The sequence below is a fragment of the Enterobacter chengduensis genome, assembly GCF_001984825.2.
Lineage (GTDB): Bacteria > Pseudomonadota > Gammaproteobacteria > Enterobacterales > Enterobacteriaceae > Enterobacter > Enterobacter chengduensis.
The window spans coordinates 1,871,843-1,885,295 of sequence record NZ_CP043318.1 but is presented as its reverse complement, the minus strand read 5'-3'; the positions used below and the strand labels follow the sequence as shown (position 1 = coordinate 1,885,295).

The following is a 13,453-nucleotide window of genomic DNA, read 5'->3' as shown; positions in this document are numbered from 1 at the left end:
GGCCGCAGCGTCACTGCGGCCCGTTCATTCTGGCACCGTTCTTGCTGCGCTTTCTCACCCCGCTACGCAAACCCGAAGGCAGGAACCATGATGGAATACCAGACTGCGATACGCGGTGCATTTTTTGACATTGCCCAGGTCTGCGACAGCGCAGACGCCATTGCCGAACACGCGCGCTACCTTGAGGACGGACTACTGTTTATCCAGAACGGTAAAATTCTGGCGCACATGGCGTGGCAGGAGGGCGAGCAGTATCTTGACCCCCACAAGGGCTACACCGATATGCGCGGCAGGCTGCTGCTGCCCGGTTTTATCGATACCCACGTTCATTATCCGCAAACGGAGATGATCGGCGCCTTTGGCGAGCAGCTGCTGGAGTGGCTGACCACCTATACCTTCCCGGTGGAGAGCCAGTTTGCCGATGAGGCCTACGCGAAAGAGATCGCCGAATTTTTCATTCACCAGCTGGTGAGCAACGGCACCACCACCGCGCTGGTGTTCTGCACGCTGCATCCGGAATCGGTCGAGGCGCTGTTTACTGAGGCGCTGCGCCTCAACATGCGCCTTATCGCCGGGAAGGTGATGATGGACAGACACGCGCCGGACTACCTGAGCGAGGACGCGAAGCAGAGCTACCGGCAGACGCGTGAGCTGATCCGGCGCTGGCACCACCGGGGGCGGCTGGGCTACGCCATTACGCCACGCTTTGCCCCGACGTCATCCCCCGAGCTGCTCGCCGCGGTCAGCCTGCTGAGAGAGGAGTTTCCGGATACCTGGCTGCAGACCCACCTGAGCGAAAACCCCAACGAAGTGGCTTGGGTGAGCGACCTCTGGCCGGAGCACGAGCGCTATCTGGACGTGTATCACCACTACGGCCTGACCGGCGAGCGCAGCGTGTTTGCCCACGCGATCCATCTGCACCACAGCGAGTGGCAGTGCCTGCATGACACCGGCTCGGCGGTAGCGTTTTGCCCTACCTCGAACCTGTTTCTCGGCAGCGGGCTGTTTCGCCTGCCCGCCTGCTGGCAGCACGCCGTGCGGATGGGCATCGGCACCGACGTGGGCGCGGGCACCACCTTCAGCATGCTGCGCACGCTGGGGGAAGCCTACAAGGTCGGCCAGCTCCAGAGCTACCGCCTGCGCGCCAGCGAGGCCTTTTACCACGCCACGCTGGGCGGCGCGCATGCGCTCAGGCTGGACGATAAGATCGGCAACTTCGCGCCCGGCAAAGAGGCGGATTTCGTCGTCATCGACCCGGACGTCACGCCGCTGCAGCGCCTGCGCAATCGCCGCTGCCAGGATATCTACGAGCAGCTCTTTGTGCTGATGACCCTGGGCGACGAGCGCAACATCAGCGAGACCTGGGTCAACGGCGAGCGGGTGTGGTCAGCTGCCCCGGTAGGTTGACCACCCGCCGGGCGCAATCACAAACGGCAGATGGAAATGCTCGTCTGCCGCGTCTCCCGTCACAAACTCAATCTGCGCGCAGGGATAGATCGTGTTGCGACCGGTTTCGCTAAACCACGGGCCGATCTCCGCCACCAGCCGGTAGCGGCCTGCGGGCAGGAAAGGGACAAACGCGGCGATACGCCCCTGGGCGTTGGTCACGCCCGTGGCCAGCGTGTTCCCGTCCTGCTGCAGGTGAACCGTCACGCCCTGTGCGGGCTTGCCCGTCGAAATATCGAGAATATGGGTGCTGAGCGTGCTCATTCGTGGATGACTCCTTCCAGGCGCAGCAGCGTGATTTCCCGCAACTGTTCCAGCGCGGCATGGATTTCCTGCGCGTCGCTGTTCTCCAGCCGCGCGTGCAGGGCCTGTAATATCTCCTCGCCGCTGCGACCCTTCGCGCGGATCAGAAAGACGCGTCCAAAGCGGGCCTCGTAGCGGGCATTGCCCTCGCGCAGCGCCCTGGCGAGGTCAGCGTCGCCTTCATTCACCGCGCTCTGCTCCTGGCGCGACAGCGCTGCCTCCGCCGCTGAACCCGCGGGCTTTTCCCCGATGCGCGGATGGGCGCTCAATGCCTGCGTTAATGCCGCGTCGTCCCAGCCTTGCGTCAGCGCTTTTGCCGTACTGAGCAATTCGTCCCGGCTGGCGTAAGGCCGCCCGCGAACCAGCGCATCGGCCCAGTCGGGCAGCGCCACGCAGGGGTGAACCAGCGCTAACGCCTTTTCGTGGGAAAGATGATTGAAGTCGTGCAGTGCGATCATAGCGTCTCCTTTATTGTCTTCCTCCGGGTTATTGCACAAACCACGCCACTCTGAGCGAGAGCGTGAAACAGTCGATTCCGCATAGCTCAACGGGAAATTTTTGATTCAAAAAAAGGCACGCTCAGGGCGTTTGCGCACCTTAGCAGTGCAAACGCCCGCCCCACAACGCCGTTTTCGCCACTCTGCAGCCTGGTACGCAAATTGCTGAAGGTATTTACACCCTGCAAAAGGAGAGAAGCATGAGAGCAATCGTCATTGGCGCGGGTATTGGCGGCCTGAGCGCCGCCGTCGCGCTGAAGAAAGCGGGCATCGACTGTACCGTGTTTGAAGCCGTCAAAGAGATCCGGCCCGTCGGGGCGGCCATCTCCATCTGGCCGAACGGCGTGAAGTGCATGCAGCACCTCGGCATGGGCGACATCATCGAGACCTACGGCGGCCCGATGCGGTTTATGGCCTACAAGGATTACCGGCGCGGCGAGACCCTGACCCGCTTTAGCCTTGCCCCGCTGGTCGAGCGCACCGGCGGGCGTCCCTGCCCCGTCTCGCGCGCGGAACTTCAGCGCGAAATGCTGGACTTCTGGGGACGCGACGGGGTGCAGTTTGGCAAGCGCGTCGAACGCGTCCGTGAAGACGACGCGGGCGTGAGCGTCACCTTTACCGACGGCACCACGGCAACCGGCGATTTCCTGATTGCCGCCGACGGCAGCCACTCCGCGGTTCGCCCGTACGTGCTGGGGTATACGCCGGAGCGCCGCTACGCCGGGTACGTGAACTGGAACGGGCTAGTGAAGATTGACGAAGAGATCGCCCCGGCGCACCAGTGGACCACCTTCGTCGGCGAAGGCAAACGCGTGTCGCTGATGCCCGTCTCCGCCGGTCGCTTCTATTTCTTTTTTGACGTGCCGCTCCCTGCGGGTCTGGCAGAAGATCGCACCACCCTGCGCGCCGATCTCACGGGCTACTTCCGCGGCTGGGCCCCGCCGGTGCAGAAGCTTATCGCGGCGCTGGATCCCGAGACCACCAACCGCATTGAGATCCACGACATCGAGCCGTTCGACACCCTGGTGCGCGGCAACGTCGCGCTATTGGGCGATGCCGCACACAGCACCACGCCGGATATCGGCCAGGGCGGCTGCGCGGCGATGGAAGATGCCGTGGTGCTGGGCGAGTGCCTGCGTGAAAACCACAGCATCACGCTGGCGCTGCGCCAGTACGAAGCGCTGCGCTGCGACCGGGTGCGCGACCTGGTGCTGAAGGCACGCAAGCGCTGCGACGTCACCCACGGGAAAGACATGGCGTTGACCCAGGCCTGGTATCAGGAGCTGGCAGAGGAGACCGGGGAGCGCATCATCAACGGTCTGTGCGAGACCATTCAGGGCGGCCCGTTAGGCTGAACGTAAGAGGGACAACGATGAAAAGAGAACCGACTCCACCCGCCCACTGCACCTTTGAGCCAGAGGACTGGCTGCGTCTGGCGAAATGCTGGCACCCGGTCGCGCGCGCCTGCGACGTCGGCCCGGCGCCGGTTAAAGCGACCCTGCTGGATGAACAGCTGGTCATTTACCGGATTAACGACCGGGTCGTGGTCGCCCGTGACGTGTGTCCGCACCGCGGGGTGCCGCTGACGCTGGGCTTTCACGACGAGCACGGCATTATCTGCCCGTACCACGGCCTACGCTTCGGGGAGGACGGGCGCTGCAACCGTATCCCGTCCAGCCCCGAGCAGCCCGTTCCGGCGAAGCTGAACCTGATTAACTACGCCGTGGAGGAGCGCTTCGGCCTGATCTGGACCTGCCTGGCATTTGATCCGGACAATCCCGTGCCGCTGCCCACCATGCCGCACTGGGATGACGACGGATTTCAGCAGATTAACTGTCCGGCGTTCGAGGTGAACGGCTTCGCCGGGCGTCAGGTGGAAGGGTTTCTGGACGTGGCGCACTTTGCCTGGATCCACACCGATACCTTTGCGGATCCGGATAACCCGCTGGTGCCCCACTATCAGCCGCAGGAGACGCCGTTTGGCTTCGTGGCCGATTACTGGAGCAGCGTGAGCAACTACCCCGCCAGTTCACCCGTGCAGGCGCCGGAAGGATTCCAGTGGCTGCGCCATTTTGAAATGCATCTGCCGTTCACCGCCACCCTGACGATCCATTTCCCGGGGGAATCCCGGCTGGTCATCATGAACGCCGCGTCGCCGGTGTCCTCGCGGGTCACCCGGATGTTCGCGCCCATCGCGCGCAACTTTGATCTGCATATTCCGGTGGAGGACGTGCATGCCTTCAATCTGCGGATATTTGAAGAGGATCGCCTGATGGTCGAAACCCAGCGCCCGGAAAGCCTGCCGCTGGACCTGACGCTGGAGGCCCATATCCCCGCGGATAAAAGCTCGATTGCCTACCGTCGCGGTCTGAAGAAGATGGGCTTTGGCGAATTTTTCCTGGCATGACGGAGGCCGATATGCTGCGCGTAATTGTTGACGGGCTGTGGCGGGAAGGCGACAGGAGCCTCGCCGTCAGGCTGGTGGCTGAAGACGGTAACGCGCTGCCGCCGTGGCAGCCCGGGGCGCATATTGACGTGCACCTGCCCTGCGGCGTGGTGCGCCAGTATTCCCTTACCGGGGCATGTGGAGACGAGAGCTATCTTATCTGCGTGGGGCGGGAAACCGCCTCGCGCGGCGGATCGCGCTACGTTCACGAGACGCTGCGGCCCGGGCAGAAATTAGCGATCTCTGCCCCGCGCAATCTGTTCCCGCTGCAGCAGGCAGAGCGGGTGTTGCTGCTGGCGGCGGGCATTGGCATTACGCCGCTGTACGCGATGGCCCTGCAGCTGAAGGCGGCCGGAACGCCGTTCACGCTGCACTACTACGTTAAACGCCGGGAAAACGCGGCGTTTGTTCGGGAGCTCTCGCAGTGCGGTGAGTGCCTCATACACACCATCAGCCCCCGCACCGCGCTGGCAGAGCATCTCCCGACGCCGGGAGCGGGACTGCACGCCTGGGTGTGCGGACCGGCGGGTTTTATGGACAAAGTGCGAGACGTGGCAGCGGCGAAGGGATGGGGTGACGCCCACATTCACAGCGAGGCGTTTCAGCCCGCCGCGCCCGCCGCTGGCGGTGAAGCCGGCGAGATCTTTACGGTCAAGCTGGCCTCAACCGGCGAACGCTGGCCGGTGCCTGCGGATAAGACCATTGCCCAAGTCTTGCAGGCAAACGGCGTGGACGTGCCGCTGTCCTGCGAAATGGGGATCTGCGGCGCCTGCCTGACGCCGGTGATTGACGGCGTGGTGGATCACCGGGACAGCGTGCAGTCGGAGGCGGAAAAAAGCGCGACGGAGCAGCAGGTGGCACTGTGCTGCTCGCGGAGCCACTCCGGGGAGCTGGTGATCGGGCTGTAAACCACCTGCACAGTCTTTCTTGCCGGGTGGCGCTGCGCTTACCCGGCCTACATTGCGCAGACTTTTCAATTGGTTGCACGTTTTATTGTAGGCCCGTGCAGGCGTAGCGCCGCCGGGCGAAACTCACCTATCGCTTTTTGCCAGCCCGTAAGCGGGATCGCTATCCTGCCAGGCGTACTCAATATGGCTGGCCTGCTCGCGCGCCAGTGCCCCATCGCCCTGCAATCGCGCCGCCAGGGTAAAGGCGAAATCGAACACGTTGCCCAGCCCGCGGCCGCTGAGCAGATTACCGTCCTCCACCACGTCGGCATTGACGTATATGCCGTCGCTGACCGTTTTCCACAACTCGCCGGAGCAGACATAGCGGCGACCCTTCAGCAGCCCGTTACCGCCCAACACGCGGGCGGCGGCGGAACAGATCGGGCAGATATATTTGCCCATGTCATCGTGGCGGCGGACGAAGGCGATAACCTCCGCGCTTTTCGCCAGGTTAACGCTGCCCTCCGGGCCGCCCGGCAACACCACGGCGTCAAAGGTCTGTTCGAGGCTAGCCTTCAGGGTGCTGTCCGCCACCGTTGGGATGCCGTGATAGCTCAACACGTCGCGGCTCTCGCCGCAGGCAATCGTCTGCACCGTCAGATTCAGGCGGCGCAGGATATCGATGGTGACGATCGCTTCCCCCTCTTCAAAACCCGGGGCTAATAGTACGGCTACGCTTTTCATTTTGCTCTCCATGACTTCAGGGTTACCAGTACGGGTGCCAAATCTGTCGCAGCCGCGCCAGCAGCTCAAGATAGAAATAGTCTCCCCAGCTACAGCACTGATCGACGCCCTTCCCGCTGCCCATATGATAAACCGAGTGCTGCAGCAGCCCTTCGGTCGGATCGTCGTCGCGAGCAAGGTAGTTATCGGTCAGCGACAGCGCAATGCGCAGCGCCATCTCTTCGTAATACGCGCGGTTTGGGTCGAGCGTCGGCAGCGCCTTGACCAGCTCCAGCAGGCCGCAGGCGGCAATCGCCGCCGCTGAACTGTCGCGCACGGCGTCGGTCCCAAGCAGCGCCAGATCCCAGTGGCAGACATCATCGTCCGGCAGACGGTTGAGGAAGTAATGCGCGAGGCTGCGCGACAGCTCAACCATCTGCTTATCGCCGGTGTGCTGATAGCTAAGCAGAAAACCGTAGATGCCCCATGCCTGGCCTCGCGACCAGCAGGAGGTGTCGCTGTAGCCCTGGTGGGTGTTGCCAAAGCGCGGCTCGCCCGTCTGCACGTCCATATAGTAAGTGTGATACGTCGAGGCATCTTCACGCACGATATACTTCGCTGCCTGTCCGGCGTGAGCCGTCGCCGCTTGCGCATAGCGCGGATCGCCGGTCTGTTCGCTGGCCCAGTACAGCAGCGGCAGGTTCATATTGCAGTCGATGATCATTCGCCCCTGCTGCTCCGGGTCGTTTAAATCCCCCCATGCCTGAATAATTTTGGCCGTCGGATTAAAACGCTCCATCAGGCGCTCGGCTGCCAGCAGCGCCGACCGGCGAGCGGCTTCGTTGCCGATGAGGCGCCAGGCGCTGATGCAGGAGAGCGAATAGAGGAACCCGAGATCGTGCGTTGCGGTATCGATGCGCTGCTCAATACGCCGGGCGAACGACGGTAAATAGCGCTCGGCGGCTTCGCGATAATGCGCTTTGCCGGTCATCTCCCACGCCAGCCACAGCTGGCCGGGCCAAAAGCTGGTGGTCCACTCCACGTTATCGGTGCGCGGCCAAACCCCCTTCTCGCAGGCTTCGCCGGGAAATTTATCGCCGAAGGCGACAATATTGCTGTCGAGCTTGCGCGTGATGCGGGTTAACGCCGCTTCCAGCTTCTGGCTCAGGGCCAGGCGATCGACCAGATGCAGTTCGATCGGCCGCAGCGCTTCGGTGATAACAGATTGGGTCATAACAACTCCTGAATTAATGTTTGGCCGGTTCAGCCGGGGCGGTATCTAACGCCGGAGCAAAGGATCGTGAGTCATCGCGCGTCGACCGGCAGCGCGACAGCGTAAAGGCGGAAATCAGCGTAAATAGCAGGGCGCAGCAGCCCATCAGCAGATAGGTATGCTCAAAGCCTATCCTGTCGTACAGATAGCCGGCAGGCGGCGCGACCACAATTGAACCCACGTAAATCATCGCCTGGTAGCCCAGCAGGTACATCGTGGCGTTAACCCGGCGATGAAAATGTTCGGCGATGTATTTGAAGACCGAGATCAGCAGCAGCGCGATCTCGACGCCGTAAAACGGTTTGATGATGGAGATGACAATCGGGTCGCTCGTGAGCCCGGAGGCGATCAGCCGAGCCCCTACCACGCAGCCGCAAAACAGCAGGCCGCGCTTGGCCCCGTAATGGTTCACCAGCCACGGGATAAACATCATCATCACGAACTCCATCCCCGACTGGACGGTGCTCAGGTAGCCGTACCAGGCATTACCCTGCTCTTTGGTGGCGAAGAACGACACGAAGTAGCGCGGGAACTGCTGTTCGGCGATAAACATCATCCACGCCACCCCGGCGACGTAGAGGCTGAACATCCAGAACTTGCGGTTTTTCAGGAGCATCAGCACGTCGGCAAAGACGATCTTATTGGCGGAAATAACGCTGTTATTGCGCAGCTGCTCATCGCCGATTTTGAGGCTCATCAGCACCAGCAGCATCAGTACCGAGGTGCCGCTGCTGAGCAGAAAGTTGGCCAGCGGCGTGACGTTAAACAACAGCCCGGAGACCGACGCCGCCATCGCCCAGCCCAGCGAGCCCCACATTCTGATGCGGCCAAACTCCAGCCCGTACAGGCGGCTAAAGCGGTCGGCGTAGGATTCAGACGCCGCCACGCCGGCGTACCAGCCCAGGCTCAGATACAGCGCGCCGATGATAATCCCCGCCATCGCATGGCTTTGCAGCAGCGGCTGGTATACCAGCGCAAAAAACGGCGCCATCAGTGCGGAAATGGCGCAGACAAAATAGAGCAGCCACTTGCTCATGCCGATTTTGTCCATGATGTAGCCGTAAACCGGCTTCAGAATCACCGCAAAGACGCCATTGATGGCGAACACGCTGCCGATGGTGACGCTATCGAGGCCCGCTTTCTGGCTCAGCCACAGGGCGTACAGGCCAAAGCTTGATGACCACGTGAAGAAATAGAGAAAAATAAAGGTACTCATTTTGTACTGCGCGGCGCGTACGGACGATGATGTGCTCATAGCGATGCCTCCGGGGCCAGAACGAGCGTCGTTTCCTGTCGTGCCGTCACGAAGCGTACCGCGTCGTCGCTGATGATGGCCTGTGGGCAATGTTGCGGATCGAAGTCGGCGGCATTTCCCGCCCACACCGCGCTGATTAACACATGCTTACCGGGGGCGAGCTCGCCGCGCAGCACCGGCACCGCCGCGCGCTCGGCGAACAGCAGATTACTGTTTGGCGGCGTCAGTACCGTTTCGCCGCGGCGGATGTGGGGATGTAAACAGAAAATGGCCGTTGCATCCCGGGGGCTGCGCAACCAGCAGGCGCCGTCACTCTCGTGAACCTGCGGCTGCGGGCGGTTCGCCAGGCTAAAGCCCCCTTCCGCGCAGTCCAGCGCGCGCCGGGTGTTGATACGATGGACGCGCAGCTGCCAGTCGCCCAGCGCCAGCAGCCAGCTCTCAATCACCACGTCGCGCCACGGCAGCCAGCGGCTGTAAATGGTGCCGTCAGCGGTGACCACCTGCTGGCATTCACGGCGGCCACGCCAGTAGTTATCCTTTTCGGCCAGCAGCAGCATCGAATCGGGCGCGGCGTGGTTCAGGCCATAGCGCCCGCGTTCGAGGGTGAAGCCAAAGCGGGTGGAATAGGCAAACTTGCAGTATTTCGCTTCGGTATTGACGAAGTTGTTCAGCTCAAGCTGGCCGGACGTCAGCATCCACAGGTGATCGGCCTGATGCACCACGACCTGATCCGCGTGGGCTATCGTGTGCTGCGCTGCCAGCGGCGGCAGCGGCAGCTCTGCGGACTGCCAGAAGGCGTCGCCCTCATCTAGTGCCAGCACCAGCAGGGTCTTCAGGCCCCAGTAGGGCGAACCCGGCGCGTTGTAGTCTTCCGCCATCGCCAGATTCGGGTAGCTGTAGCCGACGCTCAGTATGCCGTCGCGGTCAAATATCGGCTGCTTCAGCCACCAGCGCAGATGGCGCAGCACGATGCCCTTCATCACGCCCGGCGAAAAGACCTCCAGCCCGGCGAAGGCCGCCGCACTCCAGAACGCCGCCTCGGCAAAGCGGTAGGTCAGGCTACGGCCAAACGGGATCGCCGCGCCGTCTTCGGCGAAGAAATGGATGAAGTCAGAGGAGAAACGCGCGGCGCGATCGCGCAGGGTTGCACACCGCTTAGGATCGACATCGACCATCAGCTTCGCGTAGATCAGGCCATAGAAATGGAAGCCCATCGAGATGTAATAGTCGCGCGGCCGGCCCGGACCATCGGCGTACCAGCCATCGCCGAGATAGTAATGCTCCATGGCAGCAAAATGGTCCTCCAGCGCCTGCGGGTTGGTCGGCATGCCGCAGTGATGGAAGCCGACCTGCACCAGAATCGGGAAGAAGTGCCAGTTGTTATCGGGGATGTCCTGGGTCTCGCACTGCCTTAGCCAGCGCCATAAATTCGCTTTCTCCGTCTCGGTGAAGTGTGCCAGGACGGTTTCACCCGCCAGCGCCAGCAGCAGACCGTAGGCCGCCATCTCGACGATGCGCTGATCGTAAGGGCCGACATCCCCCCAGTAGTCAGCGTGCTGCGGATTGGTGCCGTTTTTTATCGCCTGTAAATAGAAGGAGAAGCGTTGCGGCTCGCTGCCGCCAGCCAGCAGCGGCGTGACGCCCCACAGCAGGCGGGAAAAGGCTTCCATGCTCGCGACCTGCTGGCCGTAGTGAGCGGTGAAGTTTGCTAAATCAATACGGCTGGCGTCTTTTTCAAACCAGGGCGCCACCGCGTTGAGCATCTCGTTGACCAGCCGCTGCACCTCTTCCCGGCCTGTCAGTGGATTATCCAGATTGATGTTTTTAGGTTGCACAGGGTCCTCCCGCATTACACGAGGGTAGAGATAAGTTGTTGTTATTAGGCTTTTTAACGCCATGAGTGCGACGTCTGGATGAAGAGTAACTGCTTTTATTCCCGGCGCTGAGTGAGCAGACTCACAAAATTGAACCGCTATTTCATTTTTTCTGGATTTTGCTGGCCGCGAGAGGGATAAATTACAAACGATGGCCTAAAAATTTAAATCTGTTGTCCTGGAGGTAAAATGAGGGAAACGCAACTGCTGGAACGGATCACGCTCGATCGGCAGGCAATATCATTTAACCGCATGTCTACCACCAGCGCGATTTATTACCACTGGCATCAGTGCGTTGAATTGCTCTATATTTCCAGCGGTTACGGCATCGTGGTGGTGGATAATCAGCACTATACCGCGCGTCCGGGGCGACTATTTATCTTCCCGCCCTTCCGTTTGCATAAGGTGCAGGTGGATCATAGCGATAAGAACCCCTATCACCGCACCACCATGCACATTGAGCAGTCCGTCGTCGAAAGTGCGCTCAGCGCCTTCCCGCGCCATCAGGCCCGGTTCGCCGCGCTGGCCGCCAGCAATCTGCCGGCGCAAATCTACGATCTCAGCGAGCACGCGGCGTTTATCGAGAGGATCCTTGAACAGTTTCAGGGCCTGGAGGATAACGAGCAGACCGCAGCCTGCGAGGTGGCATTTCTGGCGATGCAGCTCATGGCATTTCTGCCCGAGCAGCCGCAGCCCTACCCGCCGCGCCAGCAGACCGTCGCCTCGCGGATTATGAGCTGGGTCGAAGCCCACTATGCCAGCAAGTTTTCGCTCGACCAGCTAGCGCACGACCTGGGGCTCTCGCGCAGCTATACCTCACGCATTTTTCGCCAGCAGACCGGCGGCAGCATCCATGAGTATTTGCTAACCCGCCGGATAAAAAGCAGCTGCGATCTGCTGCGGTACAGCGATGAGCCTGTTGACGCCATTGCGCTGGCGGTGGGCTTTAGCGAGGTGACCTATTTCATTACCTGCTTTAAAAAGATGATGCGCCAGACGCCGCTGCAGTATCGACGCAGTATCCTCAGCACCAGGATTCCCGCTTAAGGCAGTTTTTACCAATCAAAGGGGGATTTTCTGCGCGCACAAAAAAACCCAGGTCGCATAACGACCTGGGTTTCGAATTTGGCGGAAGCGTAGAGATTCGAACTCTAGAACCCTTTCGGGTCGCCGGTTTTCAAGACCGGTGCCTTCAACCGCTCGGCCACGCTTCCAAAGTGAGGCGCACTATAAACATCTATTAGCGCCTTGTAAAGCAGGAATTTTTCTATTTTTACCCGCGGGCGTTTGACTGCGCAAAAAGCCACCGAAACGCGTTCCCTGCATGACGCTCTTCTCCCTTGTACAAACCGTAACACAGCGACGCTCATCTTTTTAAATCGCTCTGGTATAGAATGCCACAAAAATAGACGGCCATTTGTTGTGTAATTGTTATAAATCTGAGCGCCTACAGATTGTAGAAATTACTGCCACGTAGTTTTACTGGTTAATGATGAAAATCAAAAATACGTTTTGCTTACATATCCTGATGGCGACGCTGGCCATTATGTTCATTTGTGTTCATCCGCTGATGACGAGCGTCAATCCACCGCTCACCTTCCAGCCGCTGATTAAATCCATGACGGGCACGCCTAAAGAACAAGCGGAAAAAATTGCGACTATTTCCCATGCCTTACAGGGGAATGCTATTTTTTTCATTGGCGCGTCTGAGGTTGCGACCTCAGAAGATGAACATTACGCGGTATATAATTACTTTAATAAGCAATTGCACCAGCCCGTCGTGGCGTATGGCGATGCGTTTGTTGATGATGAAACGCAATTTTTACTGTTCTCTCGTTTTAAAAATAGCCTTAACGCAAACAGTAAAGTGGTGTTACTCCTGGCACCTGACAGCTTTTACTCAAAAGGGCTGCCGCCGGCTATTTATGCCGATAACTTCCCAGGCTCTATCTTCAATCCGCTGATGAAAGATCCGCAGGCTCGCCCGCTGCTGGTTAATTACTTAAAACATATTGATGCTAAAGAAATAAGCCATTTAACCTTTGGCCAGATGCGCGTCTTTGGCTGGCACCCCGACCTGATGTGGGACGAGCTGAGCTTCCAGTTTGCGAACATCTGCACCCAGATAAAAAACGACTGGCTGGCGCTGCTCAACGTGACGCCCCAGACGGTGCAGCCCTGGCCGCAGCAGCCAGCCGCCCACATTTCACCGGACTGGGATAAAGAGCTGGCGAATGCGCGCGAGTTAAATAAAAAACGCCAGCAGAGCGCGGCAACGCTGTGGATGGACAAAACGATTTACGAAGAGGACGGTAAGCCGCAGCAGTGGGATGATACGCCGGTCGTGCCTGCGCAAATTGCCGCTTTCCGTAAAACCGTTCAGCTGCTGAAAGATCGTCACGTGCAGGTGATTGCTATCGTCGACCCGGTTAACCCCTGGGCGCTTTACAATACCGATACCTTCCGCCCGGTTGATAAGCAAATTAAAACCATTCTGGAAGAGAACCAGATCCCCTATTTAGATATGTACGCCATGCCGTATCAGAATGGCTGGAACTGGGATCGTTTGCACCCTTCCGAACTGGCCTGGGTTCCTATGATTCGTTTTATTGCACAGAGTTTTAAATGATGAAAATTGCGATCCGTCTTTTTTTCCTTTATCTCCTGCTGGCGATCACCATCGTCGCGTGGACCTCTGTCGATGACAGCATGAGTATGCAGCTGCATTTTGAATATCAAAAGTTCTGAG

Annotated in this window: 13 protein-coding genes and 1 tRNA gene; 7 read left to right on the top strand and 7 right to left on the bottom strand. The window is 59.9% G+C overall.

The features are described from left to right. Nucleotides 1-87: 87 nt before the first annotated feature. Nucleotides 88-1,407, top strand: a complete 1,320-nt coding sequence (gene guaD, locus FY206_RS09205) for a guanine deaminase (RefSeq protein ID WP_050488778.1) — start codon at nt 88-90, stop codon at nt 1,405-1,407. Here guaD and uraH read toward each other — a convergent pair. Then, nucleotides 1,387-1,710 (bottom strand): hydroxyisourate hydrolase, encoded by a 324-nt coding sequence (gene uraH, locus FY206_RS09200; protein WP_032639391.1) that lies wholly within the window; start codon nt 1,708-1,710, stop codon nt 1,387-1,389. The genes guaD and uraH overlap by 21 nt on opposite strands. Further along, on the bottom strand, nt 1,707-2,207 hold the full coding sequence (uraD, locus tag FY206_RS09195; RefSeq protein WP_032639389.1) for a 2-oxo-4-hydroxy-4-carboxy-5-ureidoimidazoline decarboxylase: 501 nt from the start codon (nt 2,205-2,207) through the stop codon (nt 1,707-1,709). The genes uraH and uraD overlap by 4 nt, the downstream gene beginning before the upstream one ends. Before the next feature lie 239 nt (nt 2,208-2,446). Here uraD and hpxO point away from each other — a divergent pair, with 239 nt between their 5' ends. Genes hpxO through FY206_RS09180 form a run of 3 tightly spaced genes read left to right on the top strand, consistent with a single transcriptional unit; the run spans nt 2,447 to nt 5,600 of the window. Continuing rightward, a complete protein-coding gene (gene hpxO / locus FY206_RS09190) occupies nt 2,447-3,601 on the top strand; it encodes an FAD-dependent urate hydroxylase HpxO (protein WP_032639388.1) in 1,155 nt (384 codons plus the stop codon). 17 nt (nt 3,602-3,618) lie between these two features. Beyond that, nucleotides 3,619-4,653 carry a molybdenum cofactor-independent xanthine hydroxylase subunit HpxD gene (gene hpxD / locus FY206_RS09185; protein ID WP_032639386.1) on the top strand — a complete coding sequence of 345 codons (1,035 nt, stop codon included), beginning with the start codon at nt 3,619-3,621 and terminating at the stop codon, nt 4,651-4,653. A gap of 11 nt (nt 4,654-4,664) precedes the next feature. Continuing rightward, entirely contained in the window at nt 4,665-5,600 is a 936-nt protein-coding gene (locus FY206_RS09180) for a PDR/VanB family oxidoreductase (protein ID WP_080500329.1), read from the top strand. Nucleotides 5,601-5,723: 123 nt separating this feature from the next. Here the strand turns inward: FY206_RS09180 and FY206_RS09175 are convergent, their stop codons facing one another. From FY206_RS09175 to FY206_RS09160, 4 genes are read right to left on the bottom strand one after another with little or no spacing between them, the layout of a single operon-like run. Then, nucleotides 5,724-6,323: a DJ-1/PfpI family protein gene (locus tag FY206_RS09175; protein ID WP_032639385.1), complete on the bottom strand. Its 600-nt coding sequence runs from the start codon at nt 6,321-6,323 to the stop codon at nt 5,724-5,726. Between the two features lie 22 nt (nt 6,324-6,345). After that, complete coding sequence (locus FY206_RS09170; RefSeq protein ID WP_077064054.1) at nt 6,346-7,536, bottom strand: glycoside hydrolase family 88 protein; 1,191 nt, start codon at nt 7,534-7,536, stop codon at nt 6,346-6,348. A 13-nt stretch (nt 7,537-7,549) separates the two neighbouring features. Beyond that, the gene (locus FY206_RS09165) at nt 7,550-8,830 is read right to left on the bottom strand and encodes an oligosaccharide MFS transporter (protein WP_032639380.1); all 1,281 of its coding nucleotides are present in this window, start codon (nt 8,828-8,830) and stop codon (nt 7,550-7,552) included. Further along, nucleotides 8,827-10,665: a DUF2264 domain-containing protein gene (locus tag FY206_RS09160; protein ID WP_032639378.1), complete on the bottom strand. Its 1,839-nt coding sequence runs from the start codon at nt 10,663-10,665 to the stop codon at nt 8,827-8,829. The genes FY206_RS09165 and FY206_RS09160 overlap by 4 nt, the downstream gene beginning before the upstream one ends. A gap of 228 nt (nt 10,666-10,893) precedes the next feature. Between FY206_RS09160 and FY206_RS09155 the strand changes: the two genes are divergently transcribed. Then, nucleotides 10,894-11,751, top strand: a complete 858-nt coding sequence (locus FY206_RS09155; protein ID WP_032639376.1) for an AraC family transcriptional regulator — start codon at nt 10,894-10,896, stop codon at nt 11,749-11,751. 79 nt (nt 11,752-11,830) lie between these two features. Here the strand turns inward: FY206_RS09155 and FY206_RS09150 are convergent. Continuing rightward, nucleotides 11,831-11,918: transfer RNA gene (locus FY206_RS09150), tRNA-Ser, on the bottom strand. A 278-nt stretch (nt 11,919-12,196) separates the two neighbouring features. On the opposite strand from FY206_RS09150, the gene FY206_RS09145 reads away from it, so the two are divergent. Continuing rightward, nucleotides 12,197-13,333 (top strand): D-alanyl-lipoteichoic acid biosynthesis protein DltD, encoded by a 1,137-nt coding sequence (locus FY206_RS09145; protein WP_032639374.1) that lies wholly within the window; start codon nt 12,197-12,199, stop codon nt 13,331-13,333. Continuing rightward, a complete protein-coding gene (locus tag FY206_RS25700; protein WP_023335174.1) occupies nt 13,330-13,452 on the top strand; it encodes a hypothetical protein in 123 nt (40 codons plus the stop codon). Before FY206_RS09145 ends, FY206_RS25700 begins: the two co-directional genes overlap by 4 nt. The last annotated feature ends 1 nt before the right edge of the window (nt 13,453 follow it).